The 23,323-nt window shown below is 53.0% G+C and carries 19 protein-coding genes; 16 read left to right on the top strand and 3 right to left on the bottom strand.

What is annotated here, in order from left to right:
• Positions 1-5: 5 nt before the first annotated feature.
• Positions 6-596, top strand: coding sequence for a putative Fe-S cluster assembly protein SufT (gene sufT / locus AC6I7T_RS26290; protein ID WP_497790763.1), 591 nt, complete (start codon positions 6-8; stop codon positions 594-596).
• A gap of 305 nt (positions 597-901) precedes the next feature.
• Here the strand turns inward: sufT and AC6I7T_RS26285 are convergent, their stop codons facing one another.
• Positions 902-1,543, bottom strand: coding sequence for a GntR family transcriptional regulator (locus AC6I7T_RS26285; protein WP_497790762.1), 642 nt, complete (start codon positions 1,541-1,543; stop codon positions 902-904).
• A 666-nt stretch (positions 1,544-2,209) separates the two neighbouring features.
• Complete coding sequence (gene ltrA / locus AC6I7T_RS26280) at positions 2,210-3,685, bottom strand: group II intron reverse transcriptase/maturase (RefSeq protein ID WP_497790760.1); 1,476 nt, start codon at positions 3,683-3,685, stop codon at positions 2,210-2,212.
• 997 nt (positions 3,686-4,682) lie between these two features.
• Here ltrA and AC6I7T_RS26275 point away from each other — a divergent pair.
• The 4 genes from AC6I7T_RS26275 (at position 4,683) to AC6I7T_RS26260 (ending at position 11,194) form a co-directional block, all read left to right on the top strand.
• Positions 4,683-7,643, top strand: a complete 2,961-nt coding sequence (locus tag AC6I7T_RS26275) for an Ig-like domain repeat protein (protein WP_497790759.1) — start codon at positions 4,683-4,685, stop codon at positions 7,641-7,643.
• Positions 7,644-7,990: 347 nt separating this feature from the next.
• Positions 7,991-8,833 (top strand): polysaccharide deacetylase family protein, encoded by an 843-nt coding sequence (locus tag AC6I7T_RS26270; RefSeq protein ID WP_497790758.1) that lies wholly within the window; start codon positions 7,991-7,993, stop codon positions 8,831-8,833.
• Between the two features lie 2 nt (positions 8,834-8,835).
• Positions 8,836-9,978, top strand: coding sequence for a glycosyltransferase family 4 protein (locus AC6I7T_RS26265; protein WP_497790757.1), 1,143 nt, complete (start codon positions 8,836-8,838; stop codon positions 9,976-9,978).
• Position 9,979: 1 nt separating this feature from the next.
• Positions 9,980-11,194: a glycosyltransferase family 4 protein gene (locus tag AC6I7T_RS26260; protein WP_497790756.1), complete on the top strand. Its 1,215-nt coding sequence runs from the start codon at positions 9,980-9,982 to the stop codon at positions 11,192-11,194.
• A 555-nt stretch (positions 11,195-11,749) separates the two neighbouring features.
• Here AC6I7T_RS26260 and AC6I7T_RS26255 read toward each other — a convergent pair.
• Complete coding sequence (locus AC6I7T_RS26255) at positions 11,750-13,111, bottom strand: nucleotide sugar dehydrogenase (protein WP_497790754.1); 1,362 nt, start codon at positions 13,109-13,111, stop codon at positions 11,750-11,752.
• 617 nt (positions 13,112-13,728) lie between these two features.
• Between AC6I7T_RS26255 and AC6I7T_RS26250 the strand changes: the two genes are divergently transcribed.
• The 11 genes from AC6I7T_RS26250 to AC6I7T_RS26200 all read left to right on the top strand — a co-directional run bounded on the left by AC6I7T_RS26250 (position 13,729) and on the right by AC6I7T_RS26200 (position 23,315).
• Entirely contained in the window at positions 13,729-14,613 is an 885-nt protein-coding gene (locus tag AC6I7T_RS26250) for a glycosyltransferase family 2 protein (protein ID WP_497790753.1), read from the top strand.
• 4 nt (positions 14,614-14,617) lie between these two features.
• Positions 14,618-15,685: a Gfo/Idh/MocA family protein gene (locus AC6I7T_RS26245; RefSeq protein ID WP_497790752.1), complete on the top strand. Its 1,068-nt coding sequence runs from the start codon at positions 14,618-14,620 to the stop codon at positions 15,683-15,685.
• On the top strand, positions 15,627-16,370 hold the full coding sequence (locus tag AC6I7T_RS26240; RefSeq protein ID WP_497790751.1) for an N-acetyltransferase: 744 nt from the start codon (positions 15,627-15,629) through the stop codon (positions 16,368-16,370). Before AC6I7T_RS26245 ends, AC6I7T_RS26240 begins: the two co-directional genes overlap by 59 nt.
• Complete coding sequence (gene wecB / locus AC6I7T_RS26235; protein ID WP_497790750.1) at positions 16,367-17,479, top strand: non-hydrolyzing UDP-N-acetylglucosamine 2-epimerase; 1,113 nt, start codon at positions 16,367-16,369, stop codon at positions 17,477-17,479. The genes AC6I7T_RS26240 and wecB overlap by 4 nt, the downstream gene beginning before the upstream one ends.
• Entirely contained in the window at positions 17,476-18,474 is a 999-nt protein-coding gene (locus AC6I7T_RS26230; protein WP_497790749.1) for an NAD-dependent epimerase/dehydratase family protein, read from the top strand. Before wecB ends, AC6I7T_RS26230 begins: the two co-directional genes overlap by 4 nt.
• A 5-nt stretch (positions 18,475-18,479) precedes the next feature.
• Positions 18,480-18,917 carry a DMT family transporter gene (locus AC6I7T_RS26225; protein ID WP_497790748.1) on the top strand — a complete coding sequence of 146 codons (438 nt, stop codon included), beginning with the start codon at positions 18,480-18,482 and terminating at the stop codon, positions 18,915-18,917.
• A complete protein-coding gene (locus AC6I7T_RS26220; protein WP_497790747.1) occupies positions 18,917-19,246 on the top strand; it encodes an EamA family transporter in 330 nt (109 codons plus the stop codon). The genes AC6I7T_RS26225 and AC6I7T_RS26220 overlap by 1 nt, the downstream gene beginning before the upstream one ends.
• Before the next feature lie 18 nt (positions 19,247-19,264).
• A complete protein-coding gene (locus tag AC6I7T_RS26215; protein ID WP_497790746.1) occupies positions 19,265-20,629 on the top strand; it encodes an FAD-dependent oxidoreductase in 1,365 nt (454 codons plus the stop codon).
• Between the two features lie 2 nt (positions 20,630-20,631).
• A complete protein-coding gene (locus AC6I7T_RS26210; RefSeq protein ID WP_497790745.1) occupies positions 20,632-20,934 on the top strand; it encodes a hypothetical protein in 303 nt (100 codons plus the stop codon).
• 366 nt (positions 20,935-21,300) lie between these two features.
• The gene (locus tag AC6I7T_RS26205; RefSeq protein WP_497790744.1) at positions 21,301-21,930 is read left to right on the top strand and encodes a polysaccharide biosynthesis/export family protein; all 630 of its coding nucleotides are present in this window, start codon (positions 21,301-21,303) and stop codon (positions 21,928-21,930) included.
• Complete coding sequence (locus AC6I7T_RS26200; RefSeq protein ID WP_497790743.1) at positions 21,927-23,315, top strand: hypothetical protein; 1,389 nt, start codon at positions 21,927-21,929, stop codon at positions 23,313-23,315. The genes AC6I7T_RS26205 and AC6I7T_RS26200 overlap by 4 nt, the downstream gene beginning before the upstream one ends.
• Positions 23,316-23,323 lie beyond the last annotated feature (8 nt).

The raw sequence follows: 23,323 nt of genomic DNA, 5'->3' as shown, positions 1-23,323 counted from the left end.
TGTTTATGGTTACAAATGAATCTGTCGAGCTGAAAAGGGACTGCCCTGCAATTGAGATCCCCAGCGGTGTCCCTCGCATTTTGGCGAAGGGCAGCATGGCCAGGATCACGCAATCCTCAGGCACCGGTTATTCCATCACAACCGATGGATACGGTATGTACCGTATCGATGTCAAAGATGCCGATGCCCTGGGAATAGAAACTACCGCCGTAGCAGAAAAGAAGCCGGATGTCCCGTTCAGCGAACAGTTGGTCTGGGACATCCTAAAGACCGTCTACGATCCGGAGATTCCTGTCAATATAGTCGACCTGGGCTTGATCTATTCCTGCGTTATTACTCCTCGCGAAGAGGGGGGCAAAAAAGTCGAGATAAAGATGTCGATGACTGCGCCCGGCTGCGGCATGGGAGACGTACTTAAAGCTGATATCGAACAACGCATCTCGCAATTGCCTGAAGTAAACGAGACACATGTCGAAGTAGTCTTCGATCCGCCTTGGAACCCTGGACTAATGTCCGAAGCGGCCAAGCTCCAACTCGGCTTTGACTTGGACTACGGCAACAACAACTCGTCCGGGGGAATGCCCATCTTCCGCTAATCCTGATTGTTCATTGAAGCTCCTAGCCAACAGGTACATAGATGGATATTACGGTATCGATATCCGGAGGAATTGACCCTACAACGAACGCACGGGTACCCCCTCTTCACGAGCGAAGCGAGTTAAGGGGAGACACACAAAGTATCAATACCGGTAGCCGAACAGATCTGATTTTCAAAGCATCGCTCGGTTACCGATATGGAAGCCTCAGCTTACCCCACCTTAGCTGGTGCTCAACTACGTTTCGCACCGCGAAGATGGGGCACCCGCAGCCTGTGCGGAAATACTCTGATCTCCCCGGACTTCTAATACTCCATAAACTCAAGTAGCCGGTCACGGACAAGAGCTATATGCTCCCGCATGGCGGCTTGAGCAACTTTGCGATTCTTCGCTTGCAAGGCATCCAGAATGGCCTGATGGGCCTTGGGAGCTGTACTTGAGGATAGGTCGTAGGTCTTGCACCGGCAGAGCCAGATCTGATGCTGAACATTCTCCAGAACGCGGCAAAGCTCGGCGTTTCCCGTAGCGCGTGCAATGGCGCCGTGAAAATGAGCATCCTCTTCTATATGCTTAATCTTGTTTTTCGCCTTCAGGTTCTTGCGAGTTTCTTTGATGCTCGCGGATAACTCTTCGAATAAGGACGCATTCAACTCCGCTATCCCGACGGCGTGAACCTCAAGGACCTCTCTTAAATCGTACAGGTCCTTAACTTCCTTGGCAGAGTAACGGCGCAGATAGGCACCTCGCCTCGGTTCGATATGAATCAGCCCCTCTGTCTGAAGACTATTCAGAGCCTCGCGGATAGGGGATTTGCTGATCTCAAATTGTTGAGCAAGAAACTCCTCCGTCAGACGGACGTCCTCGTCGAGTTTCCCTTCCAGGATGTACTTCTTGATGCTGTCGTAGGCCAGGGTAGTTAGATTGGGTGGTTTTATTATTTTTCTCATGTTGACGAACAAATTTCAAATAAAGCTAATTGTACTCGAATTCATCAGCTCTCTGTCAGGAAAGCCCCGCGTAACACATGGAGGTGAGATTGTTATCACACGTTAGGGCATATTAGAAGCACAATTACCCACAATGATGCGAAGCATGTGGGATTGCCAATATGTTCGGCAGCATTACAGTGACCATTAGCAGGAAAAGAACAATAGCCTCCCGGAGGGAACGCACGAAAATAGCCACGTGCGGAGCGTAGCGGAACACGGGGTTAGTACCCCATTCAATTCATCTGGGCTGGCAGGGGCGGAACGAATCCTAGAGCGTTCCCCGCAAAGAGGTAGATCAAGGCACAAAAGCATACGCAGCCTTCCGTCAAAATGCTCTCTAATTTTCTTATTTACGATGTGTGGAGGATTTCATTCCGCCACCATACGGGGCGGAGATTTTTGGGGAGAAGCTAACCCAGCGCTCCCGTCCGCAACGCGGACTCCGCACGGGGCTATTCTCGATTTGCCCCACCGGGACAAAGTGCTGGGTTATCCCGTACTTTCACAATTCAGTTTGTGGGTAATTGATGGCTTGCCAGCTACCTAGTCGCGGTAGGGATGCGAATTACTTCGCACCCCCCGCACAGATCCGGACGTGAAGATTTCCCTCATCCGGCTCCTGCCTTAGGTCCTAACGCGCACGCGACACGAAGGATAAGGGTGACAGATACGGACTGGCGGTAGCCAGCGATGGATAAGCCGCTGCATTCGTTCCCAGATCACGTAGCCGAGTTGGCTGCGCCGGCATAACATCCGGTGCCAGTATCGACTAACTTGATTGCGAAAGACCTGCAGCGATGGACTGTTAGTAGGCACTCCGTAATAGCGCATGTGCCCTCTAACTACCGCCTGCAACCATCGCCCTACCGTTTCCATCGGATCATGCATGCGTCTCCGTAGTTCCTCTTTGATGGCCCTCAGCTTCGCACGCATGCGCTTTCGGTTTGTCTGCCGCAACACCGTAAACTTTCCTTTCCTGGTCTTTCCGCAGATATGCGTGAAGCCCAGATAATTGAACGTTTCCGGCTTCCCTTCGCCGCTTTGCTCCCGATTTCTGGCCGCATAACGTCCAAACTCCAGCAACCGCGTTTTGCCCGGGTGCAGTTCTAGATTGAACGTCTTCATCCGTTCTTCCAGTTCTTTCCAGAACCGCTCGGCCTCCATCTTCTCCTCGAATCCTACGACTATGTCGTCGGCGAATCGCACCACCATCATTTCTCCGCGTGCAATCTTCCTCCGCCACACCTGGATCCAAAGGTCAAAGACGTAGTGCAGGTAGACATTTGCCAACAATGGCGATGCACTGCCTCCTTGTGGTGTCCCCTGCTCACTCACCGTCAGCTTTCCGTCTTCCAGCACGCCTGCGTTTAACCATTTCTGGATTAGTCGCACCACGCGCCGGTCTCCTATCCGGTGCTCGATAAACTGGACCAGCCAGTTCTTCGACACACTGTCGAAAAAGGCTCGTATGTCCAGATCTAACACCCAGTTCACTGGTTTCTCCATGATCCCTACATAGAGCTGATCCAACGCTTGGTGTTGGCTTCGCCCTGCTCGGAATCCATACGAGAACTCTGCAAAGTCCTGTTCGTAGATCGCATTCATCACCTCTACAACGGCTCGTTGGACTATCTTGTCCTCCAGCGCTGTCACCCCGAGCGCTCGTTGTCGCCCGTCGGCTTTCGGGATATACGTTCTCCGTACTGGCTTCGCTCGATACGCTCCTCGCTGCAGTCTATGGGACAAGTCCTGGAGCTTTTCTCCCAAGTTCTCGCCGTAGTGCTGCCACGTCTCCCCATCCACGCCGGGTGAGGCCTCTTTCTTCAGTTGTAAATAGGCCCACTCCAGCATCTCCAGCTTATAGACGTAGTGGAACAGCGCCGTAAATCTGGTCTCTTTGTCCTTTCTTGCCGCTTGCCGTACCCGCTCCAGCTCTCTTTGCACGTTTCCCCGGCTCTGCGTCCGGTACGTGTTTTGCTGTTGCGGATTGCCCTTGGCCAGATCCCGTCCCTCCATCCCCTCCGCTGCCGGTTTCCCGTCTTTGTTCGGAGACTTCCCTGGTACCTTGGATCTGTCCGACTTCCCGTGTTCGTTCATCATCTGCTTCTGTCCTTGGACTTCCAGATGCGGCCCGTGTTGCTTCTCTCGGGCGAACCCGGGATCTCCCGGTTCCCGTGCTTAGCGCGTCCATACGTGCCAGGGTCTTCGACCTCGCGGGACTCTTCCGTGCCTCGCTTTGCGGCACCTCAGATGTTGCCTTCCGAACAAACTCAATTCGTCGGCGTCCCGAAGTTGAATGTAATTTCGCGGCTCTATTGCCCGGCCCGCATTTTCCCCTGTCCAACGCTTCAGCCAGTCCCTCTCGGGCCTCGCCGCATGACTTGGGGCCAGTGTGGTTTGCTACTCCTTCACTGCGTGACTCTTTCATTCACTACGCTATGCCGGTCTCCCGGCGCTTTCGAGTTTCTACATTTTCTGAGTCAATGACAGCCGAAAATCGTGTACACAATCAGAAGCGCAAAGGCGAATTGTTTTTTGCCCTGTGTCAGGGCTGGGCTTCAGACCAGCCGAAAATAGTCTTCTTTGAGAGAGGAAACATTTTCGGTAACATATGTGACGGAAAGAACAACGGCCTTGAACCTATAGCAGTTTGCGCGTTTGGGTCATTGCTTCCACGCGCGAGGATACTCTCAAACGGTACCTTGCAACTATTCGGCCGTCTCAATTCCACGCTGCATTCGTTACCGAGAATGTCTCCCCCCAAAAAGAAGGCAGCTTGCGGTAGGCCTGAAGGCCTACCCTGACACACAACCAAAGCCAATTCGCCCTTGAGATTCTGGTCATGTTTAAGATTTTCTGCAATTATCAGTTCGCGAAATGTAGAAACGCCATACAGTCTTACTCTATTGACAAGTACCCATAAATCATTAACTATAAAGTAAATAGTTCAAGGATAGAGAGTCATGCGGATTTCCGTCTGCATCGATCACACATACTTGAGCTTCGGGAAGCATCTCTTCCTGGTCCATCTCAGTCGGATATTTCACGCTGTTCGGCATCCTGTAGCACATATACAGTTCCCTATTTAGGTGAGAATATGCGATTTTTTAGAGCTCTAGAGCATTTCCCGCAAAGATGTAGACCAAGTCACAAAAGCATACGCAGCTTTCCGCCGAAGAAAGCTGCTCATCTCTATTGCTGGCGAGTCTATACCTATGCGGGAAATGCTCTGGCCCTGGCCATTCTCTTTGTGTTCACCCTCGTTCCAGGTGAGGCCGATGCTCAAACTCCTGCGAAAATTTTGCATTTGTTTGGACAACCTTCGGGTGAATCTGCCTTTGCAGCTTTTGTTACACCAGCACCACAGGCCGATGCGGCGGATACAGTCTGCCCCCGCTCCACAGCAGGCTCTGCGGTAACAAATCCTTCGGAAGTAGCAAGCCAGAATGGCGTACTGGAAGTAACATTCAAGTTTCAGACAGCCGTCGATGCCCAGGGACTTACACGTTATTGCTATGTTACAGATAAAGGGCTGGTCGCCCCGACACTTCGGGTTAACCCCGGGGATAAGTTAATTATCCATTTCCAGAATAATATTCCTGCTGCACAGACCTCCAGCCAGCAGATGCCGGGAATGCAGATGCACCTTTCGGACAATGCCACTGCGGCAGATGCTGCCTGCAACGCGCAAATGATGGGTTCTACCTCTACGAACCTGCATTTCCACGGCGTGAATGCTGCTCCCACCTGTCATCAGGACGAGGTCATCCACACACTCATTCAGCCGCAGGAGACCTTCGATTACACAGTACAGGTTCCCGCAAATGAGCCGCCCGGACTCTACTGGTATCATCCGCATCCGCACGGCTTCAGCGAGGCACAAGTGCTCGGCGGTGCCTCCGGGGCTCTGATCGTGCAAGGCATTCAGAATTTCAATTCTTCTCTATCCGGACTCCCGGAGCGAATCCTTGTCCTCAGAGATCAAACCGTAACTTATTCCGGTACGCAAACAGGTGTAACCAAACCGGAGACCGATCTTTCGGTAAATTATGTCCCGGTTACCTACCCTACAGAGACTCCGGCTGTAATCAACACGCCTGTAGCCAAGAAAGAGTTATGGCGGGTTCTGAACGCCTCTGCCGATACTCTTCTGAATTTGCAGGTATTGATCGGCAGCACTCCGCAACAGTTGCAAATTGTTGCCATCGATGGAGTTCCCCTGAAGGACGGGAATGGTAACCCAACGTCAGTTACTCAGACGAATTACGTTCTATCCTCTGCCTCCCGCGTAGAATTTGTTGTTACGACACCGGGCACCGGACAGCAAGGAACCCTGATAACCCAAACCTGGAACAATGGCCCGGACGGAGACTCCGATCCTGGAAGAACGCTGGCCGTAATCAAGCCGACAGTTACCAGCAGTACAGTGCAACCTGCAAGTCTGGCAAAACTCCCGGAGCAAACACATTTCCAGCCTCTTACGAGGTTTGCGTCGCTGGATTCCGCAACGCCCACCGTGCAGCGCAAGATCTATCTCTCGGACAATGCTCCTACCTTTTCGCAGTTTTACATTACGATCGACGGCCAAACCCCTAAGGTCTTCGATATGAATGCGGCACCCGATATCGTCACGCAGGCCGGAACCGTAGAAGAGTGGATCATCGAAAACCGTTCGAAGATGGACCATAACTTCCACATTCACCAGATCCACTTTCAAACTCTGGCTGTTAATGGAAGCTCGGTTAGCGATACAACCCTGCGGGATACGGTCAACATACCGCATTGGACCGGCAGTGGAGCCTATCCAAGCGTTACCCTGCTGATGGACTTCCGCGATCCCAACATTGTCGGAACCTTCCCCTATCATTGCCACATTCTGTCTCACGAAGACCGGGGCATGATGGCTGCGATTCAAGTTCAGGCAGCGTCAACGACCACGGCCTTAACCGCTACTCCGACTACAGGCCCCTTTGGAACGGCTGTTACTCTCAAGGCGACGGTAACAGGCACGGGAACAACATCCAACCCGACAGGAACAGTAACCTTTTATAACGGAACCACTGCTCTAGGAACTGGAACTCTGGATGCCTCGGGAAATACAACCTACACCACCAGCTCCTTACCCGTAGGCAGTAACTCGATTACAGCTGTTTATGCCGGGAATAACTCGTTTACAACATCCACGTCCAGCGTGGTAACTGTTACTATCACGCAGGCAGCAACAACTACGGCGCTAGCAGCTTCAGCCACAACCGTCGCCGTCGGTTCGAGCGTTACATTCACGGCGACCGTAACAGGATCGGGATCGACGGTTCCCACCGGATCTGTCAGTTTCCTCAATGGAACAACGACGTTAGGAACCGTGGCACTCAGTGCTTCAGGCGCTGCCACCTATTCCACGACGGCCTTACCGGTCGGAGCCAATTCCATCACGGCACAGTACGGAGGCGACACCTCCTTCACGGCATCCGCTTCCACGGCGGTAACTGTTACTGTGAATCCGCCACCTCCAGCAGACTTCACCGTCGGAGTCAGTCCAAACACTCTGAGTGTGGTCAAGGGACAATCCGAGACCGCAACACTCACCATCACCCCTGTGAACGGATTTACCTCTCCGTTGGCATTTAGTTGCAGCGGACTTCCATCGGAAGCACAGTGCACATTCACACCACAAAGTGTTACTCCGGACGGAACCAACGCCACAACCACGCAGCTGACGATTTCGACAACCGCAGCAAGGGCACAGGCACAAAGCTCTGCCATCCCTGGCAATGGCCTTTACTATGCCCTTCTGATTCCAGGGGCCGGAGCATTCCTGGGCCTCCTTCTACCACGGAATCGGAAGCGCTCACGAAAGGCATATATCTTCCATCTCGGTGTTTTGCTGCTCTGTCTGACTGGCTTCATAAGCGCCTGTGGCACAAAGACGCAATCAGGAGGAGGAATAGCCGATCCGGGAACGCCGGCGGGAAGCAGCACGATCACCATTACCGCAGCCTCTTCCGGCTCTACCACGATCACTCACTCCGGAACGGTTACACTCACGGTCACTCCATAGTTCCGGCTAAGACTTCCGCCGAGATGCCCAGATCCCTGTCCGGGGTACCTGGGCATCATTGGTCAAGAGAAGATCCCTCCGGAAGCGAATTTCCCCGCACACCAGCCCGAGCCCAGCTTTCGGCACACCGATTGCTACTACAGCTACAGGTAGACAGGTTTTACCCCTGTTCACGCAGCTTTGCTAGACAAGCTAACGACAAATTTCAATATCCGTTTGCTGGGAAAAGCCGCTGAAAGGGCTGCAACAGTGTGCAAAGTACTTCCGCATGTGAAGTCTTTTACACACTGCGACAGAGGTAAGCCTGTCTGCTCCGATTTCCGGACCTGCATACCGGGGGAAAAGTTTTGGCACAGCCTCTCTATATTGATGACACGCAGGAGAATAGCTCTCTTGCCGAGGAAAGACTCCAGACCGCAGATCCAGCTTCGGCTCCGAGAGAGCAGCTATTCCTTCTCTATCATGAGCTGCACGACCTGCCCTGCCCTTATCGCTATGCCGTCTCGAAGGATCTCTTTCAGGAACACCTCAAGGTAATCCTGGAAGCAAAAGAGGGCACTTCCCAGTTCTTTCAAACCGAAATCACCTTTGACGATGGCGGTATTACGGATCACTCCATCGCCCTGCCGCTGCTGGCACAAGCCGGGCTGCAGGCACGCTTCTTCGTCACCGCAGGTTGGACCGGAAAACGTGAATCCTGCATGGGATGGGAGCATCTTCGGGAACTTGTCCGCCAGGGCCAGATTATCGGATCGCACGGATGGTCACATCGCTTCCTTACGCGTTGTGGGCCGCAGGAGCTTCGCTGGGAGGTTGAGCGCTCCAAGAAGGTACTGGAGGATAAGCTCGGCATTGCAGTCGACGAACTGTCGTTGCCGGGCGGACGCATGAATAAAACCGTGCTGGCTGCCTGCCAGAGTGCGGGCTACAAACGCATCTTCACCTCTTCGCCAAAGATCAACCGTGGATCGTCTTTTACCCCCGGACGTATCAATATGCTCAGCACAACGACGGCAAAACAGCTACAGTCGTGGATGAAGAAGGATGGTAAGGCGCTGAGGAAGCTGCAGGCGAAGGCCGGAGCCAAGGCGATGGCGAAATCCGTTCTTGGAGATTCTCTTTATCTGAAGTTGTGGGGCATGATGCATACCTCCGAGACAACCCCGCTCGGATTTACGGAAAGCGAGTAGATATGAAGATTCTGCACCTCATTAGCAGTGGAGGCATGTACGGTGCCGAAGCCGTGATTCTGACTCTGTGCCGACGTCTGCAGGAGACCGGACACATCTCCGAGATTGCGTGCTTCCTGAATCAGCATCGTCCGAATACGGAGTTCCTCAATAGCGCCAAGGCGCAGGGATTCTCTATTCAGGCAATCTCCTGCCACTCGCGCATCGATCTCAAGACGATCAAGGAGCTTCGCAGAATAATCGTAGAGGGCGAGTACGATCTGGTTCATTCGCATAACTACAAAGCAGATATTTATCTGAAGCTTGCGACAATCGGCCTACAGATTCCTATCGTCGCTACCTGCCATACCTGGTACGACAACAATCCCAGCGTCTGGCTTTATGGGGCGCTGGACCGCTTTCTTCTGCGGTTTTTCGATACCGTAGTCTCGGTCTCGCCCGGTGTAAGTAAGCGCTTGCGCAAGGCAGGAGTTCGCGTTAGCTCAATCGTACAGATCACGAATGGAATTGCGGTCGAAAAGTATGAGAATCGCTTTGCCGTACTGCGGCGTGAACTCAACCTCCTTCCCAGTAAGGTTCTTGTCGGGGTGGTAGCTCGCCTGAGCCGCGAGAAAGGTATCCGCTACTTCCTGGATGCAATCGCAGCACTAGGAAACGATGCCGATAACTTCCATTTCGTCATCGTCGGAGAGGGGCCTGAAGCTGGCAATCTCCATGAACAGGTAAGGGATCTCGGGATAGAGGAAAAGGTTCGATTCCTGGGACGGCGTGAGGATATGCCGGAAGTCTTCGCCTCCATCGATATCCTAGTGCAACCCTCACTGGATGAAGGGCTACCAATTTCTGTTCTTGAGGCCATGGCCTCGGGATGTACGGTAATTGCTACCAGTGTAGGGGCGCTTCCCGCAGTCATCCTCTCGGAAGAAACGGGACTGCTGATCACTCCTGGCGATGCGCAGGAGATTGCGGCAGCGTTACGCCGGACTGGGGCCGATCCTACGCTCAGAGCACAATTCGGTGGCTCTGCGCAACGGCGTGTCCAGACCTCCTTCTCCGCGGAGGAGATGACAAGAAGATATTTCGCCGTATACCAGACGGCAACCACCCCGATCTCTACAGAAAGGCAAGTAGTACCCACTCTCTAGCATGGCGGAAGCAGTTGATGTCTTGATCTTCGATCCTCTGACGGCGGTTCCCTATTACGACGCAGCTCTCACGGCTGCGCTAGTGGAAAAGAAGGCCCGGGTCCAGTTAGCAGCCATTACCTATTATCTGGATCGCCCCTGCTTCGCAAGGATGGGAGTGAAGAACAATCAAGGCCTGCTGGATATTATCGGCAAATACGACCTTCCTAAGTCTTTGCGGCGCGCGGCGAAGCTCCTGGAGATGGCGCTGAATCTTCTGATACTCTTCTTCCGCTTCCGCAAGAATCCTCCCAGAGTTGTCCACGTCGAGTATCTGCCATTGTTACGAACCTCCCTGCCTTTGGATTATATGTTTGTTCGATGGCTCCAACGCCGTGGGTCGAGATTTGTCTATACCGTCCATGACCTGCTGCCACATGATACGGGGGATCGCTTCTTCGATTTATATGCTAAGGTCTACGCACAGGCCGACACCTTGATCTGTCACACAGCCTCCGCACGGGAAGAACTGATCTACCGTTTCGGAGTGGATCCGGCAAAGCTTCATACGATTCCTCACGGCCCGCTTTTTTCCGGTTCTACGAAGGGCTCAACCGATTCGATACGTGCAGCCTATCAGCTTTCACCGGACAATCTTGTTGTCCTATGGCAGGGGCTTATCTTTCCTTATAAGGGGATCGACTTCCTCCTGGATAGCTGGTCCTCTGTGATTGAAGCTGTTCCTAATGCCCGATTGATTATCGCAGGGACAGGCGACGCCGATTTGCTGGAATCCTTGAAACACAAAATCGAAGAGCAACAACTTCAATCGACAGTTCGCACTCGCTTTGAGTATGTCAGCGAAGAGGAACTAAGCAAACTCTACACACTTGCCGACTGTGTCGTCTTCCCCTACAAGGCAATCAGCACCAGCGGCGCATTAATGACGGCTATGTCCTTCGGGAAAGCGATCATTACAACAGATCTCCCCTATTTCAAAGAAGTCTTACAAGATGGGAAACTGGGCCATCTTGTTCCCTATGGGGATATTCCCAGCCTCTCGTCTGCTATTGCATCCCTGCTGCTATCGCCGGCTAAACGCGAGAGTTTGCAAAAGATACTAGCGGAGACGATAGATGGCAAGAAACAGTGGGAACAAATTGCAGTCAAGACACTCGATTGTTATCGACAGAGAGACCCAAGACCTGTCATCGATACTGTTTTGGCGACTAGATAGTTACTTCTCAGTCTTCCTGAAGGAACTAGCTCAGTCACAAGATATGGCGCAGAGACAGTCAATCTATCTGTGTACGGGAAAATAATGTAACCGCCAGAGACTACATTTGTCATTAGGGCTTGGCAAAGAGGAACAACCTGCGAAGCGGATGGCGGTCAGAAACCGCCACCACAGCCGGTTCGGAGACCGGCGCTACCATACTTCCGGAGTTTGATAGCATGCGCTGTCCACGGCTCGAAGGCAGGAACAATGACCGATCAAAGCTACCTGTATGGTTGAGTCTAACACTACTGCGGCGAAGTCAGAATCGAAACCCCGTACGCTTGCGCCCCCGCTATGTGCTCAGCAATCCTGTTAACGCTAGAGCTGGTCTCTTGTAACGCTGGTCTCCGAACCGGCTGTGGTGGCGGTTTCTGACCGCCACCTCCCTCCGCTGATTCCTTCTTCTTCCTCTGCTGCTTGCAATTGTAGAAACTACAGGCGCCGGAATACTCTTCGCATTCCGGCGCCAGCTCTCAATCTATGACGTAATGAGCGCCTATCTAACTATGGCCCTTAGCAGTGAACGATCTTGTCCGATACGATGCCACGGGTTGCATTGCGAGTATCGACGACAAGCTGCGCACGGGAGACAATGTCCTGCCAGTCGTAATCCGAGTGATCGGTCACAACCACTACAGCGTCGTAATCCGCGACATTGTCGAGCGAAGCACAATCCATATTCAGGTGATAACGGCGACCACGGCCGACACGCACAAAATAAGGATCGTGATAATCGACCGATGCACCCTCGCTACGGAATTCTTCGATGATGGTCAGCGAAGGAGACTCGCGGAGATCGTCGATATCTTTCTTATAGGCGACTCCGAGCACCAGAATCTTGCTACCGTTCAAAGACTTACGGCGAGCATTCAAAGCACCCATGGTGGAGCGGACAACGAAATAAGGCATGGCTTCATTGACTTCGCCAGCCAACTCAATGAAACGGGTTGCAAAGTCGTACTCTTTGGCCTTCCAGCTCAAATAGAAGGGGTCAATCGGAATGCAGTGCCCACCAAGACCCGGTCCCGGATAAAAGGCATGGAAGCCGAAGGGCTTGGTCGAAGCTGCGTCGATAACCTCCCAGATATCGATGCCCATCTTCAAGCAAAGCTGCTTGAGTTCATTGACCAGAGCAATATTCACACAACGATAGATGTTTTCGAGCAATTTGGTCATCTCAGCCGCACGAGTCGAGCTGACCGGAATCGTACGACGGAAGATCCCACCATAAAGGGCGCGAGCCATGCCGATGGCCTGCGGGCCATGTCCGCCGACAACCTTAGGAATATCGCAACGGGCTACGCTGTCGTTGCCTGGATCTTCACGCTCGGGCGAAAAGGCAACATGGAAGACACCGGACTTCTCGTCGGCAACCGCTGCCTTCAAACCGGCTTTGTTTCCCTGCTCCAGGATCGGGATCACGATTTCATCGGTCGTGCCAGGATAGGTGGTGCTTTCGAGAACAATCAGCTGATGCTCACGAACCCAGGGAGCAACCGCACGCATCGTGTTTTCGACAAAGCTAAGATCCGGCTCCTTATGGTCATTGAGCGGAGTCGGAACGCAAACGATCACCGCATCCATATTGGAGATCTGCGAGAAATCGGTGGTAGCGCGCAAGCCATGCTCACGTGCCCGCTGGATCTCGGTCGCGGGAATACGGTAGATATAGGATCTTCCAGCCTCGAGGTCATCAACCTTCTTGGCATCGATATCAAATCCTGTGAGCTGAAAACCGGCTTCTGAGAACAATAAAGAAAGTGGTAGTCCTACGTAACCGAGTCCTATGACTCCAATTTTCGCAGTACGATTTCGAAATTGCTCTTCCCGAAGAAGAGCTTCACTAGCGTCAAGAGAGAGAGCAGTCGTTTTCATACCCTCTGACTAAGCAAGTTTGATTCCATAGTTCGTGTCTGGAGAAACATGCAGACGAAATAAATCGCTGTGAGGGCGAAATCCAAGCATTTGGAAAAGTAACAGATACTTTTCAGCCGGGAATCACACGAAGACGGACGCCGGAGATCTTTGTTCGATACCGATATAGAAGCGGTTCTGAACCTTCTCTAGACATACGCTTGCTCTTTGCTGTGAGATGAGCACCCAGGCCGATGGAAGCTGCTAAAAGACAATAAGTAGCAAATGCCAGGGTTTAAGCTGCTATTGCGCCTTGAGAACTGTTCGCTATACTCGTGGGCAATCTTTTGCAACTTTTCTCCGCTGGTTCATGCACAACTGCACACTATGCACTTCGCTTCACACTCTGGGAACGTCTTTGCATACTTCGGCCGAATCGTTTTGCTGAATTCAGGTTCACCACTCTAGCTAAAACCTCCGAGGTCATTGCATAGAATGTGCAAACCTCTTCCTACCCCACCTCCAGCCAAAGGCGACAAACTCCAGGAACCTTGAATAATACGGCTTCTGTGAGTTTTCCTCAGGGCCCGCCCTGTCTCTCCCCATTTCGGAACACTACGTGCAATGGTCCAGGAGTGATGACTGACAGAACTCCACAGATTGGCAATCTTCAGCACCCTGATAGCCACCGCCCTTCGGTGACCATTGTCGTGCCCGTATTCAACGAAGAGGCATCGTTGGAGCAGCTGAAAGGAAAGTTGGCACAGCTGCACCGTGCTCTCCTCCCACACTACCGTGTATCGTTCTGCCTGGTAGACGATGGCAGCACGGATCGCACCTTCGAAGGACTGGCAGGCGTATGTCCTGAGGATGCGACTCTTCAGCTGCTACGGCATGAGACCAACCAAGGCGTTGGGGCCTCCTTCCAAACAGCGTTCGCAAATGTAAAGTCAGACATTGTCTGCACACTTGATGCAGACTGCAGCTATCCGCCCATCGACCTGATGAAGCTGATCAATCTGGTCAGCAGCGGAGAGGCGGAGGTAGCGACAGGGTCGCCCTATCATCCGACAGGCAATGTCGACGGAGTTCCGCCCTGGCGTCTGCTCTTGAGCATGCAGTGCTCGCTTCTGTACCGAATCTTCTTCCCGTTGAAGCTCTATACCTACACAAGTATTCTTCGTGCCTATAGAGGATCGGTAACTCAAAATATCGCTTTTACCCATAGAGATTTTGTTTCGGCGGTTGAGATTCTTCTCGAAGCCCATCGTATGGGCAACCGTATTGCCGAAGTCCCTCTTACCCTGCATGGCCGCAAAACAGGCAGAAGCAAGATGAGGGTACTGAAAACGATTCTGTCACATATTCAATTTGCCTCCGGTTATGCCATGCGCCTCTATGCGTTGCGTCTGCGCGACGCTGTAGGCGGTTTGGCTACTGGTAACGAAATTGCAGTACTACCAATGTGCACTCCAGTTGTCCTTTCAGGAAACCGCTGGTCCGCAACATCTAGGGAGAACTAAATATATGGTGAATGTTGGAGTCATTGGCCTAGGCGCATGGGGATGGAACGTAGCACGCTCCTATGCCAGCCTTCCAGATTGCAACCTTATATATGTCTGCGATACCGATCCTCGCAGGCGCCAAACAGCACAACATACCTGGCGTTCGGTCACAGCGCTTGAAACTCCTGACGAACTGATCCTCAAGGATGACGTTGAAGCTGTCGTCATCAGTTCGCCCGCTGTCACGCACTATCCTCTGGTACAGAAAGCATTACTCGCCGGGAAAGACGTCTTTGTCGAAAAGCCCTTTACCCTGGCTGTTTCCGAAGCAGAAGAGCTTGCTGCTCTGGCCAAGGAACAGAACAGGATTCTGATGGTCGGCCATCTGCTTGAGTATCATCCGGTCGTCAATTACATCCGCGATATGATTCGCTCCGGTGAGCTCGGCGAGATTTACTACATCTACAGCCAACGCGTGAACCTGGGCAGAATTCGTGGAGATGAAAACGCTCTCTGGAGCTTCGCTCCACACGATATCTCGCAGATCCTCTATCTCCTCGACATGGAGCCGAAGAGTGTAAGCACCCGAGGACAAAGCTACATCCAGGCCGGTATCGAAGACGTAGTCTTCATGACTCTTCGTTTCGATAAAAAGGTAATGGCCCACGTTCACATTAGCTGGCTCGATCCCCACAAGGTTCGCAGCCTGACGATCGTTGGCAGCAAAAAAATGGTGGTCTTCGACGATACTTTGACTTCCGAGAAGTTGAAGATCTACGACAATCACGCTGAAATGCCCGCTCCCGGCAGCTACGGCGAGGCAATCCAGGTCAGCTTTGGCGATATCTCGATTCCGCGCATGCCCAACACGGAGCCGCTGAAGATCGAGTGCCAGCACTTCCTGGACAGCGTCGCCAAGCGCACAACTCCTCGTACAGACCCCGAAGATGGTCTTCGTGTCATCCGTGTTCTCGATGCCGCGCAACGTTCAATGGATCTTGATGGATTACCGGTCACGATAGGAAACGATTATGTCCAATTGCATTCATCCGACAGCGAAATTAGGCCTTGGGCTCCAGTTGGGGCATAACATCGTCATCGGCGAGAACGTCGTTGTCGGGGATAACTCCATCATCGGGCATGGCGCCGTCCTGCACGCTGACACCAAAGTAGGGGCCAATGTACGTATTGACGACTATGCTGTCATCGGAAAACTTCCGATGGTAGCAGCAGCCAGTGCGGTTACAAAGGTTCAGACGCTTGAAGGCACTGTTATTGGCGATAACTGCATCGTGGGAACACATGCAGTTATCTACCGCGGAGCCCTTATCAGCAACAAGGTCATGGTAGCCGACATGGCAAGCGTTCGCGAGGATGTCGAGATTGGCGAGCGCACCATCATCGGCCGTGGCGTTACCGTCGAAAACAAGGTTCGCATCGGCAGTTTCTGCAAGATCGAAACAGAGGCATACGTTACCGCTCTCTCGACGATTGAAGATTACTGCTTCGTCGCCCCCGAAGTAACGTTTACGAACGACAACTTCCTGGGCCGCACCAAGGATAGATTCAAGTATCACAAGGGACCCACACTCAAGAAGGGTGCCCGCATCGGAGCAAACTCTACGCTTCTTCCTGGCGTGGTTATTGAGGAAGACGGGCTTGTTGCTGCAGGCTCTATTGTCACTCGCGATGTCCCCCAACGCATTACCGTCATGGGTACTCCGGCGCACAGCTGGAGAGATGTTCCCCAGGATCAATTGTTGGAGAACCAATGAAACTGCTTTCCATAGTTGGCGCAAGACCAAATTTCACGAAACTGGCCGTCTTCGCCAGTGCAATCAATGAACGCGTGGAAGATGGTGCGAAGATTGAACACCGCATCCTCCACACCGGCCAGCACTACGACGCAGCCATGTCGGATGTGTTCTTTCAGGAGCTGCATATTCCCACTCCCGATATCAATCTCGGAGTAGGTTCCGGGCCCCACGGAGCACAGACGGGCAGCATGTTGGAAGGCATCGAGCGGGCTCTGCTTGAAGATCGTCCGGATGCGGTAGTCATCTATGGAGATACAAACTCCACCCTGGCCGGAGCGTTAGCTGCCTCCAAGCTGCATATCCCCGTCGTTCATCATGAAGCAGGTATGCGTAGCTTCAACATGATGATGCCGGAGGAACAGAACCGGGTCCTCTCCGACCATGTTTCGTCGTTACTCCTCAGCCCCACGCAGACCGGGGTTGAGAACCTGATGCGTGAGCATGTCGCTGGAACGGTGGCTTTTGTCGGCGACCTGATGCTCGATGCGGTAACGCGTTACGCGGCACTGGCATCGGAGCGCTATACGCCCGCCTCTTACGGCGTTCAGACAGGGGAATATATTCTCGCTACGTTGCATCGTGCAGAGAATACCGACAATCCCGATCGCATGAAGGCCTTCGTCCGGCTGTTGGAGCAGTTGCCGGAAGAGACGCTGCTACCGGTTCATCCCCGCCTGAACACTGCGCTTGAAGCGGCTTCCGGCGGAAAGATTCAGAACCCCAAGGTTCACCTGCTAAAGCCACTCAGCTATATGGAAATGCTCTCTCTTCAAAGCAGCGCGCGCGTAATCCTCACCGATTCGGGCGGCGTTCAGAAAGAGGCGTACTTCCTTGGAACTCCATGCATCACGCTAAGACCGGAAACGGAATGGCAGGAAACGCTGGAAGGTGGATGGAATCAGATCGCGGATATGAACGTAGAGTTTGTCCTCTCGATGGTGAATGCCCTTCGGCAGGAGAGCTCTCGTCCTCAGAATCCACCCGACCTTGAGCTTTTCGGTGGTGGCAATGCCGCCATGAATTCACTCGATACGATTTTCGATTATTTGCAAATGAGGGTTGCATGAAAACTATTCTTGTCACCGGAGCAGCAGGATTTCTCGGCTCCCACCTTACCGATCTATTGCTTCACCGCGGATACGCGGTGATTGGAGTCGACAACCTCTCCCACGGCATGCTGCGGAACCTGAAGCAAGCTTCACACAATCCGAATTTCCAGTTCCTGCAAAAGGACGTCCTCGATCTGGACGGCATTCGGGAATCTGTAAGAAACATCGATGCCATCGCACATCTGGCGGCCTTCAAGATTCCCCGCTACGGGAATGCAACAGAGACGCTTCTGATTAACTCGACCGGAACACACAACATGCTCCGGCTGGCGTGCGATCGCGGTGCGAAGTTCCTGATGACGTCCACCTCCGACGTCTACGGGAAGAATCCGCAGATCCCGTTCTCCGAAGAGAGCAACTCCGTTCTAGGCCCATCGACTGTAGCCCGCTGGGGATATGCGGTCTCCAAGCTCTTCGATGAGCATCTGACTTTCGCAATCAGCCAGGAGAACAATCTTCCGGCAACAATTGTTCGCATCTTCGGCTCCTACGGTCCGAGACATCACCTGAGCTGGTGGGGTGGTCCGCAATCGGTATTTATCGACGCCATTCTGCGCGGCCAGCCGATTCCGATTCACGGCGACGGGAAGCAGACACGAAGCTTCACTTTTGTCTCCGATACAGTCTCCGGCATCGCAGCCGCCTTGGAAAACCCTGCCTCCAATGGACAGATCATCAACATCGGGAACACTTACGAGGTCACGATTCTCGAGTTGGCGCAGACGATCCAGAAGCTCATCCGCCCCGAGCAGGAGCTGGACGTTCAGTTCATTCCCTACGATCAGATCAACACCCGCCGCTACGAAGATGTCATGCGGCGCGTACCCGACATTCAGAAAGCGCAAGCGCTGCTTGGTTTTGAACCTAAGGTCGATCTCGAAGCTGGACTAACAGAAACTATCGCCTGGCAACGGCAATTTGTTGAATCCCTACAGGAACAGATGACTGCATAACCCTTATGACCACTCTTGCGACCAGTAGCACAATCACCGAAACACAGGCCTCTGTACGGAGGCCTGTCGCCGTCGAATTTCTCGTCTTCTTGTCCATTCTGTTCGGCGCCGCCGGACAGCTCGTGGTCAAGGCGGGGCTGATTGATGCCGCCATCCATCCCGGAACCCCGGTAGCCATGAAGATTATTCAGGCACTTCTGAATGTCGAAGTGCTGGCGGGGCTCTTCCTTTATGCGGTGGGTACCATTTTCTGGCTCTTCTGCGTCAGCAGAAAAAACATCAGCTATCTCTACCCGCTGAGCGCATTCAGCTATGCTCTCGTTGCCCTTGGCGGCCACTTCTTCTTCCATGAATTTGTTCCCTCCTCCCGTTGGGGTGGAATCTTTCTCGTGACCGCTGGGGTCATGCTACTTACCCTAAGCCACAAAAGAGAGGATGCCTGATGCCACATCTTTACCTTTGGACAAGCGTCATCCTGGGAGCTCTGGCACAGATCTTCCTCAAAATGGGAGTCAACAAAAATACCAGCGGAGCGCCACGCGTAAAACGCGCAGTCTGGATAGGCCTATGGCTGGGTAGCTTTGTTATTGCCTCTGCACTCTGGCTCGCTGCTCTGTCGCAGATGAAGGTCTCCTACGCCTTCCCGATCCTTGGCGCGGGATACCCAATCGTGACCTTACTGTCAGTCTTTATCCTGCGCGAGCGCATTAGTCCTGCACATTGGGCTGCTATTGCCGTAATTACCGCAGGTGTGGTCTTAATCGTTCGTTGAAAGTAGCAGAACATGGCAATGAATCCAAAACGCGTGGCAGTGATCGGCGGCGGCATCACAGGATTGTCGGCGGCCCTTAATCTTCTGCAAAAGGGGCACTCTGTCGTGCTCTTCGAGCAGGGACCCGATACAGGAGGACTCTCTGCGTCCTTCGACTACGGTCCATTCCGCTGGGACAAGTTTTATCACTGCATTCTGACCTCGGACTCGGCACTGCTCAACCTTATCGATCAGGTCGGTTTAACAAGCGAGTTGCGCTGGCAGCAGACTGAAGTCGGTTTTTACGCAGACAAAAAGCTCTACACGGTCACAACACCGTGGGATCTCCTTCGCTATCCGAAGCTCTCACTGCTGGACAAAGTGCGGCTGGCACGCGGTGTTCGCAAAGTCGCTCACATTGCGGATGGAGAGCCGCTGCGCAATATTGAAATTGAGCCGTGGAGCACGTCGATCTTCGGCAAATCGGTACACAAGTCTTTCTGGGATCCACTCCTGCGTTGCAAACTTGGCTCGGCACGTCACCGGACATCTGCCTCGTTTCTTTGGACAACGCTGCGCCGCCTTTACTCCACCCGAAACTCGGGACCAAGCAAACGCGAAGAGCTGGGCTACGTAAAAGGTGGCTATGCAAAGATTCTTGCGGCGCTTGAACAGAAAATCCGCTCACTGGGCGGGGTTATTCTGACGAATAGCGCAATAACCGAAGTCCAACGTGTCCAAGGACATATTCACGTCAAGATGCAGGGGGCAACTACAGTTGCCGACGCTGCTCTGTTAACCGCTCCGGTCAATCAGGCGATCAAGATGCTTGGCAGCAGGAGCGCTCTAGGCCCCCAAGCTGCAATTACTCCGGAGTATCTAGGTTTGGTTTGCGTCGTATTGGTTTTGCGCCGCAGGCTCAGCAAACACTATGTGACCAATCTTCTCGATGAGTTGCCCTTCACCGGCATTATTGAGATGACCAATTTGATTAGTCCTGCAGAAGAAACTGGGGGATACCACCTCGTCTATCTTCCCAGGTATATTTGTAACGAAGACAGCTTTCAGTTTCTCAAGGACGATGAACTGTGGATGACGATGTGGGAGGCGCTTCGCAAAGTGCATCCCGATCTTCGGCCACGCGATGTTGTGGACTATTTCTGCTTCCGTTCAAAGACAGTGCAGCCGATTCCGACTCCTGCAACGGCATCTTTCAACCTTCCTGCAGCAACCAGGATTCCTGGGGTCTTTCTGGCCAGTACTTCGCAGATCCGGGATTCAACCCTGAATAACAATGTGATGGTTGAATTGTCGTCGCGGGCCTGTCAGCAAGTCGACCAGTATCTATCGAATCTCAGTCATTCTGAAATTGACGAATACACACCAGTTTTCCGTCGGAGTTGAAAATGATCTTCATTGCCTACGTCCCTGAAATTGCCTCTACGTTTGCTGCATCGCCAGCCAGGATGTTGGAGCATCTGGAAAAGATGCTCTCTGGCTATAGCGACGCGCAGATTCTGGCTTGCAGCGGGCTTTGCATTCTCCTCCTTGGTACCCTTCTCTCCTTTGTAGAGAAATTGCGGCGGCCAGCTCCGGCGCCAATCTCTATCGACGAGAAAAAGAACCTTTATCAAGTTCCCCCTAGCGGGAAGACCTCGCAGCAGGCGAAAGAGAAAGAAATCCGTTTTCCCGTTTCTGCGGGTATGTAGTGTGCAAACTATTTCCTCTTTGTGCTCCTGTTCTTCACTCCTTCCCCTTTCTTGAGTTATCCATGAATACGAGCTGCCCGGTTCCCCCTCTCTCTGGGAACTGGAGCAGCTCCCTTTTTTGCTCGCTATATCGTTTGTAAAAGCGGTATAGCCCTGAAGCCCAATAAAAACGCGGCTGGAAATCCGCTTTGCATCTTCATTGCGCATGGTGTGCAACTTCCTTCACACCTACCCGGACAGGCACTTCCCATGGGTCGCAAATCATGCAGAATCTGAGGTTTTCCACCGCAGCTACTTTGGTCTTCCGATTGCAACTTCCATAGCAAACACACGCACAGTTCATTCGTGCTGTGCCCGGTTTCCCTTATGAGAATCATTTCTGCTTTCGCGTCTTTTTCTTGCTTACTCGTTTGGCTGTCTGGTTCGGCTGCCCTTGCTCAGGCCCACACCACCCCCACACCGGTCGATGCCATGACCAAAGATGCGGGCAAGACAAGCCAAGTGGCGCAACCCGTCGAGAGTTCTTATCGGATTGGTGTAGGTGACGTTCTTCACGTCTCAGCCTGGCATGAAGAAGGATTGACCCAGACGGTTGTTGTTCGTCCTGACGGTAAGATCTCTCTGCCCTTGATCTCCGAACTATCCGTGGTTGGACAGACTCCACTCGAAGTGCAGGAGCGTCTAGTCACTCTCTACTCCACATTTCTAAATCGTCCACAGATCACTGTTTCTGTTGTCGAGATACATAGCCAGGTTGTTTACATCACAGGCGAGATTCAGCGTCCCGGTGAATACACCATCACGGGGCCCACCACGTTGTTACAGCTGATCGCCCGTGCAGGTGGCTTAACCCCGTTTGCAAAGAAGAAACAGATCTACCTTCTGCGGGCGAAGGGCGGTCAACGCATCGCAGTCAATTACCGCAAGTTGCTCAGTGGTCAACAGGACGGGTCATCCGGCGGCCTTATGTCCGGCGATACGGTAATCATTCCATGACAAAGACAAGCGCAACTCGCAATACGAAACGGCAAAGAACGTTTTCCGTCGTTCTGCCGATGATTGCGTTCTTCGCGCTGGGGGCTGTAACCACTCACTCCCAGACGCGTAAGGACCTGTCTCCGTCTAACGACAAGCGCGGCGGTATCGACATCCAGAGTTATACCGACGCTAACAGCGATGCCGAAGCAGTCACGCACATGGGAGCCTCTGCATCCCCGAAATCTGCAGTAGCCATCGATGGCAGCGGCAATCTTCCGCTTGAAAGAACTGGCGAAAGCACGTGGGCCATTCTCACCGGATTCTTCGGCGGCTATGACTCTGCTCTCCAGCAGAAGCAGGGACTCAGCACGGGAATTGCAGGAAATGAGCTTGATATAGCGGGTCTGATCAACGGGAAAAAGGGCGTCTTCCTTCTGCAGAACAGTACTACGACGACTTCCCTTCTTCGCGATGGAATCACGTTGATGGGGCTGAATCGAACCTCACTCGACTTCGTGCACGACATAAGTCCCAGATGGTCCTGGAATGCCAGAGGATCGGCAGGCTATGGAAACGACACGGTACGGGCGCTAACTTCGGCAGATCGCCGCCCGGTCGATTCCATCTCTGTTCCGACTCCGGATGCGGCCGCATATGGTTTCCGTACCGGCAAGGTGTTAACCGCGGACGCCAATGTATCGGTACAGCACAGAACCAGCAGGACCGGAGAAATAAGATTCGCCGTAAGCGATACCTATCAGAACTATTACGACCTGAACATGTCTGTGAATACGTCACAGGTACGCACCGACTATATACGCACGTTCAGCCGCTCTTACAGCCATGGAATCTATGGAGCCTTCGGCAGGCAGACCGGCACAGTCGATTGCACAGTCGGTGGTGGCGGGTACCAGGCACTCCTTCATCCGGGCAAAAGCTTCAGCATAGAAGCGTATGCCGGACCACTGTTCGGGACCTCGGCCTGCGGCAGGACGCTGGAGTTTTCAGCCGGAGTCAACCTCTTCGATCAGTTAACTCCGAAGACCTCGGTCTACTTCTCAGCGGAACGGCAATTGAACGATGGAGCTCTACAGAACGCCGTTTGGATGAATACCGTGATCGGTGGAATGCGGCATGCATTCAACTCACGTCTGGATGCACGTACCGATGTTGGAGGATTTCAAGGAAAGAGCCAGTATAACCAGAACAAATCAGCCAACTCCAGCTACTACAACATGTTTATCTCGGGCGGGCTGCGCTACGCTCTGACACCCCACATCGATCAGGAATTGACTTTCCGCCATTACATCTCTTCCGGCTTTCCTTCGAGTCCGGATCGCACCTTTGTTTTATATACCTTGTGGTTTACTCCAGGCCGCCATGCCCAGGGCAAGCGGTATTGAGCTGAAAA

This window comes from Humiphilus diazotrophicus (genome assembly GCF_059726315.1).
This window is presented reverse-complemented; position numbering and strand designations above follow the sequence as displayed.